The organism is Pseudomonas sp. XP2, from assembly GCF_053557975.1.
This window is the reverse complement of record NZ_JBNRIK010000037.1, coordinates 31,421-45,364: the sequence shown is the minus strand read 5'-3', so window position 1 is coordinate 45,364 and position 13,944 is coordinate 31,421. Positions and strand designations below refer to the sequence as shown.

Sequence of the window (13,944 nt, the reverse complement as noted above, 5' to 3'; positions counted from 1 at the left end):
AGTGTGGGAGCGGGTTTACCCGCGAAGAGGCCAGCACAGGCAACACCATCAACTGGGCAGCTTCGCTCAGGATCAACTTGCCATTCTTGTCCAGAGGAATGGTCGCCCCTGGCTCGCGGTCCATCTTCACCTTGCCTACCTGATCACCGATGGAGTAGGTCACGTTGTAACCCACCACCTTCTCGCTGATGTCGTTGACCGTGTTGCAGCGTGTTTGTGTGGTGGTATAGGTGTCACGCTGCTGCATGCCTTCTTGAACCTTGTTACCGGCATAACCACCACCGACCGCACCGGCCACGGTAGCGATCTTCTTGCCGGTGCCGCCGCCAATCTGATTGCCCAGCAAACCACCCGCCAGCGCACCGACCACGGTACCGGCAATCTGGTGCTGGTCCTTGACCGGCGCCTGACGCGTCACGGCCACGTCCTTGCACACTTCACGCGGGGTTTTCACCTGCTGCTTGATCGGCTGGACGTCCGTCACCTGGGCGACTTCGGGGCCTTTGTTCACCAAGCTGTAGGTCGCCACAGCACCTCCGGCAGTTACACCGACAGCACCCAGCACCGCACCCACCAGCATTGATTTGTTCACGTGAACCTCCTGATCGTACCAGCGGGTCTCAACCCGCGCTTCTCCCAGCCTTGGAGCAAAAAAAAAGGCGCGAGTTCAACACTCGCGCCTTTTTGCTCGCCGTACGGCGTAGGGACGGGGCCTTATGGGCGCTCGTCCACACCTTCAGCCTTGACTGGAGGGATCAGGTCTTCGCTGTTCAGGTTCAGCCAGATCAGTACCACGTTGGCGATGTAGATCGACGAGTAGGTACCGGCCATGACACCGATGAACAGGGCCAGCGAGAAGCCGAACAGGTTGTCGCCACCGAAGAACAGCAGCGCGGCAATGGCCAGCAAGGTCGAAACCGAAGTGGCGATGGTGCGCAGCAGTGTCTGGGTGGTCGAAACGTTGATGTTCTCGATCAGCGAGGCCTTGCGCATGACGCGGAAGTTCTCACGCACCCGGTCGAACACGACGATGGTATCGTTCAGCGAGTAGCCGATGATCGCCAGCACCGCCGCCAGCACCGTCAGGTCGAAGGTAATCTGGAAGAACGACAGGATACCCAGGGTAACCACCACGTCGTGGATCAGCGAAACGATCGCACCCACGGCGAACTTCCACTGGAAGCGGAAGGCCAGGTAGATAAGGATGCCGCCCAAGGCCATGAGCATGCCCATGCCGCCCTGGTCGCGCAGCTCTTCACCCACCTGCGGGCCTACGAACTCGACACGCTTGAGGGTAGCCGGGTTGTCGCCGCCGGCCTTCTGCAAGGCAGCGGCCACCTTGTTACCCAGCTGCGGGTCGTCGCCCGGCATACGCACCAGCAGGTCGGTGGTAGCGCCAAAGCTCTGCACCACGGCCTCGTGGAAGCCGGAATCGACCAGCTCGGCACGCACCGCCTTGAGGTCGGCCGGGCGCTCGTAAGTCAGCTCGATCAGCGTACCACCGGTGAAGTCCAGGCCAAAGTTGAGACCCTTCTGCCACCAGCTGAACAGCGCCAGTACGGTGAGGAGCACGGTAATGGCGAACGCAACATTGCGCACGCCCATGAAGTTGATGGTTTTCATCGCAGCTCCCTCAAACCCACAGCTTCTTGATGTCACGCCCGCCGCAGGTCAGGTTGACCATTGCACGGGTCACCATGACGGCGGTGAACATCGAGGTGAAAATCCCGAGGGACATGGTAACCGCAAAGCCTTTGACCGGGCCGGTACCCATGGCGAACAGGATGCCGCCGACCAGCAGGCTGGTCAGGTTGGCGTCGATGATCGCGGTGTAGGCGCGGTTGAAGCCTTCGTGGATGGCGCGCTGCACCGACATGCCGGCTTTCAGCTCTTCGCGGATACGCGAGAAGATCAGCACGTTGGCGTCCACCGCCATACCCATGGTCAACACGATACCGGCAATACCCGGCAGCGTCAGGGTAGCGCCCAGCAGCGACATCAGCGCCAGCAGCAATACCATGTTGCCCGCCAGGGCGATGGTGGCAATGACGCCAAAGCCGCGGTAGATGGCGATGATGAACAGCGAGACGAACAGCATGCCCCACAGCGAAGCATCGATACCCTTGGTGATGTTGTCGGCACCCAGGCTTGGGCCAATGGTACGTTCTTCGGCGAAGTACATCGGCGCGGCCAGACCACCGGCACGCAGCAGCAGGGCCAGCTCGGACGATTCGCCCTGGCCATTCAGGCCAGTAATGCGGAACTGGCTGCCCAGCGGCGACTGGATGGTCGCCAGGCTGATGATCTTCTTCTCTTCCACGAAGCTTTGTACGGCAACGTCTTTCTCGACGCCGTCGACGGTCTGCTTCACATAGCGGGTCACCGGCTTCTGCTCGATGAAGATCACCGCCATGCTGCGGCCAACGTTGCTACGGGTAGCACGGCTCATCAGCTCGCCACCGTGGCCATCCAGGCGGATGTTCACTTGTGGGCGGCCGTGCTCGTCAAAGCTGGCCTGGGCGTCGGTTACCTGGTCACCGGTGATGATCAGGCCGCGCTCGACCGGGGCAGAACGGCCGCCTTCACGGAATTCGAACACTTCGGTCGTGGCCTTGGACGCACCCGGCTCGGCACCAAAGCGGAACTCCAGGTTGGCGGTTTTACCGAGGATACGCTTGGCTTCGGCAGTGTCCTGCACGCCTGGCAGCTCGACCACGATACGGTTGGCGCCCTGGCGCTGTACCAGGGGTTCAGCCACGCCCAGCTCGTTGACACGGTTGCGGACGGTGGTGAGGTTCTGCTTGATCGAGTATTCGCGGATCTCGGCAACTTTTGCCTGAGTCAGCGCCAGACGCAGCACGGCGAGGTCGTTGCGCTCGGTGGTGGTCAGGTCAAAATCATTGAAATTCTTGCGGATCAGGGCACGTGCCTGTTCGCGGGTTGCATCGTCAGCAAAGCCCAGCATGATGCCGCCATCCTGCTGGGGCAGGCTGCGGTAGCGGACGCGCTCTTTACGCAGCAAGGTCTTGACCTCGCCTTCGTAGACTTTCATGCGGGCCATCATGGCCTTGTCCATGTCCACTTCCAGCAGGAAGTGCACACCACCGGACAGGTCCAGGCCCAGTTTCATCGGGCTCGCACCCAGGTTGCGCAGCCATTGCGGGGTAGTCTGGGCCAGGTTCAGGGCCACGACATAATCATCGCCCAGTGCCTTGCGCACGACATCCTTGGCTGGCAGCTGGTCTTCCTGGTTGGTCAGGCGAATCAGCCCGCTGCCCTTCTCACCCAGGCTCGCGCCCTTGACGGCGATCTTGGCATCGAGCAGCGCCTTGCTGACGCGATCGAGGTCGGCCTGGTTTACCTGCAGCGCCGAACTGGCACCGCTGATCTGCACCGCCGGGTCATCCGGGTAGAGGTTAGGAGCGGAATAAATGAAACCGACCACCAGTACCAGCACGATCAGTGCATATTTCCACAGAGGGTATTTGTTCAGCATCACGCCGCCCGTTCAAGACGCGGGGCGCGTTGCGCGCCCCGACTGGAAAATAAAACCGGTAACTCAGATAGCCTTGAGCGTACCTTTTGGCAGGGTGGCCGCGATGGCGCCCTTCTGGAACTTCAGCTCGACAGTGTCGGAGACTTCCAGCACCACGAAATCATCGGAAACCTTGACGATCTTGCCGGCGATGCCGCCGTTGGTGACAACTTCGTCACCTTTCTGCAAGTTGCCGAGCAGGTTCTTCTGCTCTTTGGCGCGCTTGGCCTGAGGGCGCCAGATCATCAGGTAGAAGATGACCAGGAAACCGACCAGGAAAATCCACTCGAAGCCGGTACCGGCTGGGCCAGCGGCAGGTGCTGCAGCGTCCGCGTATGCGGCGGGGATGAAGAAGCTCATTGGGCACTCCTAATGTAATTTTCTAATAATGGATGCAGACAGTCAGTCCAAAGGCGGTACAGGAAGCCCGCGCTTGGCGTAGAAGGCGTCGACAAAGGCGGCCAATTTACCCTGTTGAATAGCCTCGCGTAAACCGGCCATCAAGCGCTGGTAATGGCGCAAGTTGTGGATGGTATTCAGCATGCTGCTCAGCATTTCGCCGCACTTGTCCAGGTGATGGAGATAGGCACGGGAGAAGTTGGTGCAGGTATAGCAGTCACAGGTCGGATCCAGCGGCGATTCATCATGGCGATGGAACGCATTGCGGATCTTGATCACCCCTGTATCGACAAACAGATGGCCGTTACGTGCGTTACGCGTAGGCATCACGCAGTCGAACATGTCGACGCCGCGGCGCACACCCTCAACGAGATCTTCCGGTTTGCCTACCCCCATAAGGTAACGAGGTTTGTCAGCAGGCATCATGCCCGGCAGGTAATCCAGCACCTTGATCATTTCGTGCTTGGGTTCGCCCACCGACAGGCCGCCGATGGCCAGGCCGTCGAAGCCGATGTTTTCCAGGCCTTCCAGCGAGCGCATGCGCAAGTCCTGGTACATGCCACCCTGGACGATGCCAAACAGCGCCGCCGTGTTGTCGGCGTGGGCGTTCTTCGAACGCTGGGCCCAGCGCAGCGACAGTTCCATGGAAGTACGTGCCACGTCGTGCTCGGCCGGGTACGGGGTGCACTCGTCGAAGATCATCACCACGTCCGAGCCCAGGTCACGTTGCACCTGCATCGACTCTTCAGGGCCCATGAACACCTTCGAGCCATCGACCGGCGAGGCAAAGGTCACGCCCTCTTCCTTGATCTTGCGCATGGCGCCCAGGCTGAACACCTGGAAGCCACCGGAGTCGGTGAGGATCGGGCCTTTCCACTGCATGAAGTCGTGCAGGCCGTTGTGCTTCTTGATCACCTCGGTGCCCGGGCGCAGCCACAGGTGGAAGGTGTTGCCCAGGATCATCTCGGCGCCAATGGCCTCGATATCGCGTGGCAGCATGCCCTTGACCGTGCCATAGGTGCCCACCGGCATGAACGCCGGGGTTTCCACCGTGCCACGTGGGAAGGTGATGCGACCACGACGGGCCTTGCCGTCGGTAGCCAGCAGTTCGAAGGACATTCGACAGGTGCGACTCATGCTTGATCCTCGGGGCCGCGTGGCGCCGGATTGCGGGTGATGAACATGGCATCACCGTAACTGAAGAAGCGGTACCCGTGCTCGACCGCCGCCGCATAGGCGGCCATGGTCTCGGGGTAACCGGCGAAGGCCGAGACCAGCATCAGCAGCGTGGACTCCGGCAGGTGGAAGTTGGTGACCAGGGCATCGACCACATGGAACGGTCGGCCCGGGTAGATGAAGATGTCGGTGTCGCCGCTGAAGGCCTTGAGCACGCCATCGCGCGCCGCGCTCTCCAGCGAACGCACGCTGGTGGTGCCGACCGCGACCACCCGGCCGCCACGTGCGCGGCAGGCCTCGATGGCATCGACCACATCCTGGCCCACTTCGAGCCATTCTTTGTGCATGTGGTGGTCTTCGATCTTGTCGACCCGCACCGGCTGGAACGTGCCCGCGCCCACGTGCAGGGTAACGTAAGCCCGCTCCACACCTTTGGCAGCAATCTTTTCCAACAGCGCTTCGTCAAAGTGCAGGCCCGCAGTGGGCGCGGCAACCGCACCGGCGCGCTGGGCGTACACGGTCTGGTAGCGCTCACGGTCGGCGCCCTCGTCGGGGCGGTCGATGTAGGGCGGCAGCGGCATATGGCCGACGCGGTCGAGCAGTGGCAGCACCTCTTCGGTGAAGCGCAGCTCGAACAGCGTGTCATGGCGCGCGACCATTTCGGCCTCGCCACCGCCATCAATGAGGATGACTGCGCCTTCTTTCGGCGCCTTGCTGGCACGCACATGGGCCAGCACCCGGTGGCTGTCGAGCACGCGCTCGACCAGCACTTCCAGCTTGCCGCCAGAGGCTTTCTGGCCAAACAGGCGCGCCGGGATCACCCGGGTGTTGTTGAACACCATCAGGTCGCCGGGGCGCAGGTATTCGAGCAGGTCGGGGAATTGCCGGTGCGCCAGCGCGCCGGTCGGCCCATCGAGTACCAGCAGACGGCTGCCATGGCGCTCGGCCAACGGGTGGCGGGCGATCAGGGAATCAGGGAGTTCGAAGGAAAAATCGGCGACGCGCATGATGATGTTCGGTTCGGCAGGGCCGGGAAGTTTAGCCCAATGTGTGAAAATTGACCATGAAAGCCGATTGACCGACTAGCGGCAGCTCTCTATACTGCGCGCCACACGCCCTGATGGCGGAATTGGTAGACGCGGCGGATTCAAAATCCGTTTTCGAAAGGAGTGGGAGTTCGAGTCTCCCTCGGGGCACCATCACATAGTTCCAAGCGGTCCCTACCAGACCCGGAACACCAGAGAAACCGGCCACTTGGCCGGTTTTTTTGTGCCCATCGTTCCCAGTGATTCCCTTGAAAGCCCGCAAGTATGTGAGTAGATTTGTGAGTAGGACGAGTTCGGTCCAGAATCCTACTCACACACCGACCGCAATCCAGCGCGGTTCGGCACTGCAAGGGAATAGCCGTGGCGCTCACAGATACCGCCATCCGCACCGCCAAACCCCGCGACAAGCTCTATCGCCTCGCTGACGCCCAAGGCCTTTGCCTTGAGGTGACGACCGCTGGCGGGAAGCTATGGCGCCTTCGCTACCGATTCGAGGGCAAGGCCAAGATGCTGGGCCTGGGCGCCTATCCCGCAGTGACACTTGCCCAGGCACGCGAGCGCCGGGATGCCGCGCGAAAATTGCTGGCCCAGGACATAGACCCAAGCGCACATAAACAGCAGGAAAAGGCCGCTGCTGCTGCCCTGGTGCTGACGTTCGAAGTTCTGGCGCGGGAATGGTACGACTACAACCAGCCACGATGGGCGCCAGCCACCGCATCGAAAGCGCTGCAGTATCTGGAGTCGGACATATTCCCGGTGATTGGCAAACGGCCCGCTGCTGAGGTGCAACGCCCTGAGCTGGTCGACCTGGTGCGAAAGATCGAGCGGCGCGAGGCATTTAACGTCGCCCGTAAGGTTCGCCAGTGGCTGAGCCAGATATTTCGTTTCGGCTTAGCCAAGGGCGTGGTACCCGGCAACCCCGCCACCGATCTGGACGTGGTAGCCGCGCACGCCCCGCGCACTCGCCACCATCCGCACGTATCAGAAGGCGAACTGCCCGAGCTGCTGGAGAAACTGGACGCGGCCCAGTGCGATATCACCAGCAAGATCGCCATTCGCCTGCTACTGCTGACAGCAGTGCGACCCGGTGAGCTGCGGCTGGCACCCTGGGACGAGTTCGACCTGGAGTCAGCTACCTGGACGATCCCTGCAGCACGGATGAAGGCACGGCGCCCTCACATCGTCCCGCTCCCACGTCAGGCCGTGGTTCTGCTGCGTGCCCTGCATGAGCTGACCGGCTCCTATCCCCTCGCCTTCCCTGGCCGCAATGATCGGTCTAGGCCAATGAGCGAGAACACAGTGAACAAGGCGCTTTCCACCATGGGATACGACGGGCGCCAGACTGGCCACGGTTTCCGTCATCTATTGAGCACAAGCCTGAATACCCGAGGCTACAACCGCGACTGGATCGAGCGGCAGCTGGCCCATGGCGATCAAGACTCGATCCGCGACACGTACAACCATGCACACTACCTGGATCAACGCCGCGCGATGATGCAGGCATGGGCCGACGTGATCGACGCACTGTGCGCGGGAGCCAACGTTATCAGCATAGGCCGATCAGCCTAAACTTTGGACGAGGTATCAGACATGGCTAAGATTGACACCGTAAAAGATTTACCGACCTGGTTCGATCTGAACAACTACAAGGCGGTATCTGAGTTTTCGGCAAAAGATTGGTTGTTTCACATTCAGTTACGAGCAACCATGCTCCCAATGCTGCCCATGCTCAAGCTTGATTATTTGTCGGCCATACCAAAGCTTCAAGAGCTTCGAAAATCCGGTTCTACGGAAGCTATGTACATTCTCGACATGGTGGACGTCCTCAATCAAGTTCGCGATACCCCCATCGATTGCTACCTGCCTGGTAACTTCTATTGGGATGCAGCACGCTTTGCTATTTCCAATGACGGCCTTGCCGATCAACGGTCCATAAAGCCGCTCACGCTTTACGACATGCTGCGCCAAAAAACATCTGATCAATTTTCCGTTGAAGACGGAGATGCGGATAGTTCAACCCTAACCCTATGGGACTACCTTGAAAATGGGGAACTATCTGCATATCCAGAAGCGGAGATTGACTTAGATTCAGATGAGGAAGGCCAAGGCCTCACATTGACGGAGCTGCTTTCCAGGGAAGACAATTACGATCTTTTCTCACGCACACCACATATCGAGATAAAACTCGATAGGAAAATTAACGAGAAGTGGCATAACCCCGCAATCACCGTCGATCTTAACGCACCGGACGCTGCCATTCTTAAATCATTCAAAGAATGGCTGAAAAGAGAAAGAACCAATTCCCCGGAAGGTGCAGGCACCCCAAAAAAACCAGCATTTGACTGGTGGGGTGATTACGGTTTGTTGCCTTACCTAGACCTTTACTTTTGGTCTTTGGAGACTGACAACCACATCCCGGACCGGGTGATGGCAAATGCAATCTCCGCTGATACGTTCGGCGAAGACCGTCTGCGGAAAACCGTGAAACCACTGGCTTCGGACCTAAATTCGTTGATCGACGGTTTGAAACCTTTTGCTGCGGAAGATTTTGGCTAATCAAAAGATCCGGAATAAATTCACTTCCAATAAATTCCGGAACATTTTGATGGTCAGTATTTGGATCGAAAACTAGTTTGATTACCTATTAAATCCATAGCCATCCAACCATGCCCAAGGAGGCGCAGACGATGGCTACTCTTACCAACACCACCCCGCCCGCTCGCCGCTTCATCAAGCGCCTGGACGTTGAGTCGATCACCGGCCTGTCCTGCACCGAGATTTACCGCCGTATCGCCGCTGGCGCTTTCCCTAAACAAGTCACGCTCGGCCCGAAGTGCGTCGTGTGGATCGAGGCAGAGATTTACGCCTGGTGTGATGAGCAGATCGCAGCCAGCCGTGGCGAGGTGGCATGATGACCTACCCGGCCTCCACTGATTCCCTTTCTCCTTACTCGTGCCCAAATTTCTCACTCGTGCCCACGCACAGGGATGGGCACGAGTGCAAAAAATGGGCACGAGTAGGACTTGCACCCATTCGGCGCTCGCTGTATCGTCCATCTGTCGCTGCAAATTCAGCGACCGGGTTTGGCGACCCGATTACTGTTAGGCGCACAAGCGCCCCCTTGATGATTGCAGGCGCTTTTTTTGTGCCCGCACATCCTGTTTATGGCGGCTGTGCGCGGGAGACCTTCGGGTCTGCCGGGTGCCTAACGTCCCGGTTCGCCAACCTGCGCACAGCTGCCACCCTAAATCGTTTGGCGACGATCCGTGGCAGTTCCTCAACGTTAGGAGCTGAACCGATGAACACCCTCATTCCGTCCAAAATCCGTGCTCTTGCTCACCGCAACATGGCCCTCAGCGCCCTTCGCGCAAACTCGTCCCTGTCCGTCCGCTTGAAGCGCTACAACCACCACATGGATCAAGCCCGCGCACTGGAAGCCCAAGGAGGTGCGCAATGATCCGTGGTCCGAAGCAAACAATGCTGGAGCCGGCCGTTCTCGCCGATTTCGAATGCCACCACCAAAACCAGGCCAGGGAGGCGTTCAAAAAGCTCGAATGTATCCTTACGGCGATGATTATCCCGGCTCTTGGTCAGCAGCATCCGATCTCGAAAGACCTTTACGCGCAGCTCGACAACGTCAAACTCGGCTCGCAGAACTTTTGCTGGCGGCACCGGTACATCGGCTATAGCTACAGCGCGACCGACGTTGGGGGTGTGCAATGAGCTACTGGAACGATCTCCTGCCACGCCACGAAGCGCTGAAGAACATGACTCCCGGTCAGCTGCAAGCGACAGAGCAGGCAACTGAAACCTGTGTTTCCGTACTCGCGCACGGGATATCCGGCATTGGCCACCTGCTGGCTTGTACAGCATCGAACGACGACACCGGCCTGAACCCTGGGGCAGTAACTGATATAGGCTGGCTTCTCGAAAGCTTAGGCAGTCTCGTTGCTAACTTGTCTGACACAAGCGCTGCAGCAACTCTCCATTTGTCCGAAGTCAAACCCGGAGCATAACCATGAACATCCAAAACGGTGTACATGCGCCGATGGGATCGGCTTGCCTGGATAAAGTGCTTAACCGATTAGAAAAAGTTAAGTCTGCTGGCGCCGACAAGTGGAAAGCCTGCTGCCCCGCACACAATGACAAGCACCCCAGTTTGGCAATTAGCGAAACTTCGGACGGTGTCGTTTTGCTCAAATGCTGGGCGGGCTGCACAACAAAAGAGATTGTCTCGGCAATTGGTCTGGATTTGCGAGACTTGTTTCCCGGCGATAACCAACCGCGGCGCGGCCCAAGTAAGGCGGCAATTGAACATGAGCGCATGGTTTATCGACTCGGCCACCCTCTCCAGCGACAAGGGAAGTTGGAGGGAGACGACCTGGCGCGCTTCAACCTCGCCAAGCTGCGCCTGGGGGTCAAATGACTACAGATCGCTTTGCACAAGAATGGACCGAGCCTCTTAGCCCCATCAATCGTGAAAACGTAACGCCCCTATGGCGCGTCAATGCGGTTAAGGCGTCGACAATCAAGGCCGTTCCCATCCGCTGGCTGTGGCCCGGCTGGCTGGCCAAAGGAAAGCTGCACATCCTCGCCGGCGCTGGCGGTACCGGGAAGACCACGCTGCTGATCGGTCTGATCGCCACCATCACCACTGGTGGACGCTGGCCCGATGGCACCCGCTGTAGCGAGCCAGGTAATGCACTCATCTGGTCGAGTGAGGATGATCCAGCCGATACGCTGATCCCCCGCTTGACCGCTGCTGGCGCTGACATGAGCCGCGTCTACATCATCCAGGGGCTCACCAATGCCAGAGGCGACGCCGATCCATTCGACCCAGCCAACGACATTGTCCGTTTGCGTGAGACGGCCAGCGAGATTGGCGGTGTTTCGCTTCTGATGCTCGACCCCATCGTCAGCGCAGTGAAGGGCGACATGCACAAGGCCAATGACGTGCGTCGTGCGCTGCAAGGCGTAGTGGACTTCGCCGAGCAGAACCTTTGCGCCGTGGTGGGAATTTCCCACTTTGCCAAGGGTGGCGCTGGCTCGTCGCCTGCTGATCGGGTTATTGGCTCGCAAGCGTTCTCGGCGCTGGCCCGCACGGTACTAGTAGCTGCCAAGCAGGAAGACTCCGACCAACGCGTGCTGGCGCGAGCGAAGTCGAACATCGGCGCTGACGAGGGAGGTGTCTCCTACACCATCGAGCCATGCGCCATCGGAGATGGGATCGTAGCCACTCGCGTGGTGTGGGGCGCAGCCATCGAAGGTAGCGCCCGGGAGATCTTGGGAGAAGCGGAGGCATCCAGTGATGAGGAGGCACAAGACCTAGATGATCCCAGCGATTGCCTATATCGGATCTTAAAGGACAACCCCCTCGAAAGTAATGAAGCAAAAGCCCTGATGAGGCGCAATGGCTACACCGAAAAGCAGATTCGCCGGGCCAGGGAAAAGCTGTCTGTTATCACCGCCAGAACGGGTAACAAAAAGGATGTGAAGTCGTTCTGGTCATTACCCCAAGCGGGTGGCTCATTCGCGCCCTTTCAACCACTCGTGCCCTCAGAATCCCACTCGTGCCCATCCTCTGGCGTGGGCACGAGTAACGAAAATGGGCACGAGTGGGAGGATCAGCACGAAGATCCGCTGCCTGGTGGCGCGTCGTTTCCATTGCTAGATGATGACGCGGAGGACCTGTGATGGCCGCGCTCGACTACCTGCTGGAACGTGGATTTTCCGCAAAGAAGCAAGGTATGCGGGTGCGCATCTCCCCCGCCTCAAAGCTGACCGACGATGTGCGTAAGTACGTCAAAGCTAACCGGCTGGCGCTGCTGGCGGAACTGGCCGCGAATGACGGTCTGGAACGCCGCTGCAACTGGACGGTGCTGGTGCCTGGGTGCCGACCGTTCACCATGATCAGTGAGCCGATCACCCGCGACGAAGCGCTGGCCGACGTTCGTGTGCGCTGGCCAGGTGCGGAGGTGGGACTGTGACGAGGCTCAGTGAACACCTAGACGAGCAATCGGCGAGCGCTCGACGAGGTGGGCGGGAATTCCCGCTTTGGAAAAACACGGGATTTTCCCACCGTACCGGATCGCCCGACCAAGTTCGCCACTGTGTAGGAAACGCCACAGTGTGTTGCTTTCTACACAGTGGCGCCCTGATCCGAATCGGCTCATTTGGTCTGATTCGGATCATCTGGCCTGGCTCGGTGAGACGACACCCTCATATTGAGGAGCAAGCATGACCCCCAAACACATCACCCTCAGTGACGCCGAGATCCGCAAGCAGGCCGGCCAGCCGGTGCGCCAGTTGCGTGACCCGCGTTACCCCGAGCTGCGATTTCGGTATTCCACCGTCGACCGTACCCGGGGCGCCTGGCACGTTGTTGTCAGGGGCAAATGGGGCAAGGCCGGTGATTTCCCCAGCTTGACCACCAAAGCCATGCTGACCGCGCTGCCGGCCATCCTGGGGCGCCGTGCCGCAGACGCCCAGGCCACCTCGCTGACCAGCACCTGGAGCCGTACCGGGGAGCTGCTGGACTGGTACTTGGATCGCATGCTGCGCGACCGCAACCTGTCAGCCAAGCGCAAGGCCGGCGCGAAGTCGGCCATCACCTGCCACCTGGCGCCGCGGCTGCATGACTTGCCGCTGGCCGAGGTAAGCAAGGCCACGCTTGATCAGCGCCTGATGTGGCCACTGCAGGAGCGCTACGCCCTTTCGTTCGTGCGCCTGGTGTTCAACGTGCTGGCGGTGGCCATGCGCAAGGCACATCGGCTCGGGATGATCGAGCAGAACCCCATGGGCTCGCTGCGCTTCGGGGATTTCGTTGCAGTGCGGATCAAGCCGAAGTCGTCACGGCTGCGGGAGCGAGACTTGCCCGATCTGCTGGCCAAGCTGGCAGGCTGGAGCGAGGCGCGGCCCGGTGACGCCCTGCTGGCGCTGATGATGCTGTGCCACGGTACCCGCCTGGGCGAGACGCGCAGCGCGCTGTGGCGCAACGTCGATCTGCAGGCCGGCCAGTGGTTCATCCCCGCTGATGACACCAAGACCAAGCAGAACCACACGCTGCCGCTCACCCGCCAAGCCTGTGCACTGCTGAGCCGCTATCAGGCCCAGCAAGCCGCCCAGGGCTACCAAGGTGCCTATTTATTCCCCGCCAGCCGGCGCGGGCCTCTGAGCGCAACTGTAGCGAGCCAAGTGTTTGCCGAGCTGAGCGATCGCCATTGGACCAGCCACGATGTGCGCAAGGTCGCCCGCACCTGCTGGATGGACCTGGGCGTGGATTACCTGGTAGGCGAGATGCTGGTGAACCACGCCCTGCGCAACATGGACGCGACCTACATCCACACCACCGCCGAAGCGCTCAAGCGCCAAGCCCTGGAACGTTGGCACGACCATTTAGACGGGCTCGGGTTAAGCGCGCTCACAGGTGGGACATACCCGAGATACGCAGTTTCACAAGATTCGCCACAGGCCAAGAATGACGCGGCCTCTAGCGAAAAGCCGGATGCATCACAGAGGAGCATGTAAATCATGGTCAACGTTGAACAGGACGTTACCCAACGGTTGGCCCAGGCCGGCATCACCCCGCTGATTGGTGGCCTGGTGCCTGAACCGGCCACGGCAGACCTGCTGGGATATGCCCCCAGCTACCTGCGCCGCCTGGCTGCTGAGGGTCGTTCGCCACTGCCATTCATACGCCGGGGCAACCGTAGGTTCTACAAAATCGCCGACATAGTGCGCTTTGCGACGGATACCGACTGAGGACGCCGAAGTTAACCGCTGACCGGG

General features: G+C 59.9%; 17 protein-coding genes and 1 tRNA gene. 12 read left to right on the top strand and 6 right to left on the bottom strand.

All coding sequences use genetic code 11. From position 1 onward, the window contains the following. From ACK1VC_RS26935 to queA, 6 genes are all read right to left on the bottom strand, one after another. Positions 1-592 (bottom strand): glycine zipper 2TM domain-containing protein (locus tag ACK1VC_RS26935; RefSeq protein WP_449118154.1); only part of this gene is annotated, 592 nt, incomplete at its 3' end. Between the two features lie 122 nt (positions 593-714). Then, the gene (gene secF, locus ACK1VC_RS26930; RefSeq protein ID WP_016484966.1) at positions 715-1,623 is read right to left on the bottom strand and encodes a protein translocase subunit SecF; all 909 of its coding nucleotides are present in this window, start codon (positions 1,621-1,623) and stop codon (positions 715-717) included. A 10-nt stretch (positions 1,624-1,633) separates the two neighbouring features. Further along, the gene (gene secD, locus ACK1VC_RS26925) at positions 1,634-3,496 is read right to left on the bottom strand and encodes a protein translocase subunit SecD (protein WP_449118153.1); all 1,863 of its coding nucleotides are present in this window, start codon (positions 3,494-3,496) and stop codon (positions 1,634-1,636) included. A gap of 63 nt (positions 3,497-3,559) precedes the next feature. Further along, positions 3,560-3,895 carry a preprotein translocase subunit YajC gene (gene yajC / locus ACK1VC_RS26920; protein WP_016484964.1) on the bottom strand — a complete coding sequence of 112 codons (336 nt, stop codon included), beginning with the start codon at positions 3,893-3,895 and terminating at the stop codon, positions 3,560-3,562. 42 nt (positions 3,896-3,937) lie between these two features. Next, positions 3,938-5,053 (bottom strand): tRNA guanosine(34) transglycosylase Tgt, encoded by a 1,116-nt coding sequence (gene tgt / locus ACK1VC_RS26915; protein WP_016501406.1) that lies wholly within the window; start codon positions 5,051-5,053, stop codon positions 3,938-3,940. A gap of 14 nt (positions 5,054-5,067) precedes the next feature. Then, on the bottom strand, positions 5,068-6,117 hold the full coding sequence (gene queA / locus ACK1VC_RS26910; protein ID WP_191087294.1) for a tRNA preQ1(34) S-adenosylmethionine ribosyltransferase-isomerase QueA: 1,050 nt from the start codon (positions 6,115-6,117) through the stop codon (positions 5,068-5,070). A 107-nt stretch (positions 6,118-6,224) separates the two neighbouring features. On the opposite strand from queA, the gene ACK1VC_RS26905 reads away from it, so the two are divergent. The 12 genes from ACK1VC_RS26905 to ACK1VC_RS26850 all read left to right on the top strand — a co-directional run bounded on the left by ACK1VC_RS26905 (position 6,225) and on the right by ACK1VC_RS26850 (position 13,917). Beyond that, positions 6,225-6,309 (top strand) — tRNA-Leu (locus ACK1VC_RS26905). A gap of 207 nt (positions 6,310-6,516) precedes the next feature. Beyond that, complete coding sequence (locus ACK1VC_RS26900; protein ID WP_135198700.1) at positions 6,517-7,725, top strand: tyrosine-type recombinase/integrase; 1,209 nt, start codon at positions 6,517-6,519, stop codon at positions 7,723-7,725. 21 nt (positions 7,726-7,746) lie between these two features. Next, complete coding sequence (locus ACK1VC_RS26895) at positions 7,747-8,712, top strand: DUF6387 family protein (RefSeq protein ID WP_191087293.1); 966 nt, start codon at positions 7,747-7,749, stop codon at positions 8,710-8,712. 131 nt (positions 8,713-8,843) lie between these two features. Further along, complete coding sequence (locus ACK1VC_RS26890) at positions 8,844-9,068, top strand: helix-turn-helix transcriptional regulator (protein WP_191087292.1); 225 nt, start codon at positions 8,844-8,846, stop codon at positions 9,066-9,068. A 386-nt stretch (positions 9,069-9,454) separates the two neighbouring features. Further along, the gene (locus ACK1VC_RS26885) at positions 9,455-9,613 is read left to right on the top strand and encodes a hypothetical protein (RefSeq protein ID WP_191087291.1); all 159 of its coding nucleotides are present in this window, start codon (positions 9,455-9,457) and stop codon (positions 9,611-9,613) included. After that, positions 9,610-9,879, top strand: coding sequence for a hypothetical protein (locus ACK1VC_RS26880; protein WP_191087290.1), 270 nt, complete (start codon positions 9,610-9,612; stop codon positions 9,877-9,879). The genes ACK1VC_RS26885 and ACK1VC_RS26880 overlap by 4 nt, the downstream gene beginning before the upstream one ends. Further along, positions 9,876-10,172 (top strand): hypothetical protein, encoded by a 297-nt coding sequence (locus ACK1VC_RS26875; protein ID WP_191087289.1) that lies wholly within the window; start codon positions 9,876-9,878, stop codon positions 10,170-10,172. Before ACK1VC_RS26880 ends, ACK1VC_RS26875 begins: the two co-directional genes overlap by 4 nt. 2 nt (positions 10,173-10,174) lie before the next feature. Beyond that, the gene (locus tag ACK1VC_RS26870) at positions 10,175-10,582 is read left to right on the top strand and encodes a virulence-associated protein E (RefSeq protein ID WP_191087288.1); all 408 of its coding nucleotides are present in this window, start codon (positions 10,175-10,177) and stop codon (positions 10,580-10,582) included. Continuing rightward, positions 10,579-11,850 (top strand): AAA family ATPase, encoded by a 1,272-nt coding sequence (locus ACK1VC_RS26865; protein WP_191087287.1) that lies wholly within the window; start codon positions 10,579-10,581, stop codon positions 11,848-11,850. The genes ACK1VC_RS26870 and ACK1VC_RS26865 overlap by 4 nt, the downstream gene beginning before the upstream one ends. After that, positions 11,850-12,143 carry a hypothetical protein gene (locus tag ACK1VC_RS26860; protein ID WP_191087286.1) on the top strand — a complete coding sequence of 98 codons (294 nt, stop codon included), beginning with the start codon at positions 11,850-11,852 and terminating at the stop codon, positions 12,141-12,143. Before ACK1VC_RS26865 ends, ACK1VC_RS26860 begins: the two co-directional genes overlap by 1 nt. A 250-nt stretch (positions 12,144-12,393) precedes the next feature. Continuing rightward, the gene (locus ACK1VC_RS26855) at positions 12,394-13,683 is read left to right on the top strand and encodes a tyrosine-type recombinase/integrase (protein ID WP_191087285.1); all 1,290 of its coding nucleotides are present in this window, start codon (positions 12,394-12,396) and stop codon (positions 13,681-13,683) included. Positions 13,684-13,686: 3 nt separating this feature from the next. Further along, a complete protein-coding gene (locus tag ACK1VC_RS26850; protein ID WP_224372439.1) occupies positions 13,687-13,917 on the top strand; it encodes a helix-turn-helix domain-containing protein in 231 nt (76 codons plus the stop codon). Positions 13,918-13,944 lie beyond the last annotated feature (27 nt).

Excerpts from the sequence above, each read along its gene's own strand:
- ACK1VC_RS26870 (WP_191087288.1), top strand. The coding sequence starts at position 10,175 with ATGAACATCCAAAACGGTGTACATGCGCCGATGGGATCGGCTTGCCTG.
- ACK1VC_RS26860 (WP_191087286.1), top strand. The coding sequence starts at position 11,850 with ATGGCCGCGCTCGACTACCTGCTGGAACGTGGATTTTCCGCAAAGAAG.
- yajC (WP_016484964.1), bottom strand. The coding sequence starts at position 3,895 with ATGAGCTTCTTCATCCCCGCCGCATACGCGGACGCTGCAGCACCTGCC.
- ACK1VC_RS26855 (WP_191087285.1), top strand. The coding sequence starts at position 12,394 with ATGACCCCCAAACACATCACCCTCAGTGACGCCGAGATCCGCAAGCAG.
- tgt (WP_016501406.1), bottom strand. The coding sequence starts at position 5,053 with ATGTCCTTCGAACTGCTGGCTACCGACGGCAAGGCCCGTCGTGGTCGC.
- ACK1VC_RS26885 (WP_191087291.1), top strand. The coding sequence starts at position 9,455 with ATGAACACCCTCATTCCGTCCAAAATCCGTGCTCTTGCTCACCGCAAC.
- ACK1VC_RS26890 (WP_191087292.1), top strand. The coding sequence starts at position 8,844 with ATGGCTACTCTTACCAACACCACCCCGCCCGCTCGCCGCTTCATCAAG.
- ACK1VC_RS26895 (WP_191087293.1), top strand. The coding sequence starts at position 7,747 with ATGGCTAAGATTGACACCGTAAAAGATTTACCGACCTGGTTCGATCTG.
- secF (WP_016484966.1), bottom strand. The coding sequence starts at position 1,623 with ATGAAAACCATCAACTTCATGGGCGTGCGCAATGTTGCGTTCGCCATT.
- ACK1VC_RS26875 (WP_191087289.1), top strand. The coding sequence starts at position 9,876 with ATGAGCTACTGGAACGATCTCCTGCCACGCCACGAAGCGCTGAAGAAC.
- ACK1VC_RS26865 (WP_191087287.1), top strand. The coding sequence starts at position 10,579 with ATGACTACAGATCGCTTTGCACAAGAATGGACCGAGCCTCTTAGCCCC.
- ACK1VC_RS26880 (WP_191087290.1), top strand. The coding sequence starts at position 9,610 with ATGATCCGTGGTCCGAAGCAAACAATGCTGGAGCCGGCCGTTCTCGCC.
- queA (WP_191087294.1), bottom strand. The coding sequence starts at position 6,117 with ATGCGCGTCGCCGATTTTTCCTTCGAACTCCCTGATTCCCTGATCGCC.
- ACK1VC_RS26850 (WP_224372439.1), top strand. The coding sequence starts at position 13,687 with ATGGTCAACGTTGAACAGGACGTTACCCAACGGTTGGCCCAGGCCGGC.
- secD (WP_449118153.1), bottom strand. The coding sequence starts at position 3,496 with ATGCTGAACAAATACCCTCTGTGGAAATATGCACTGATCGTGCTGGTA.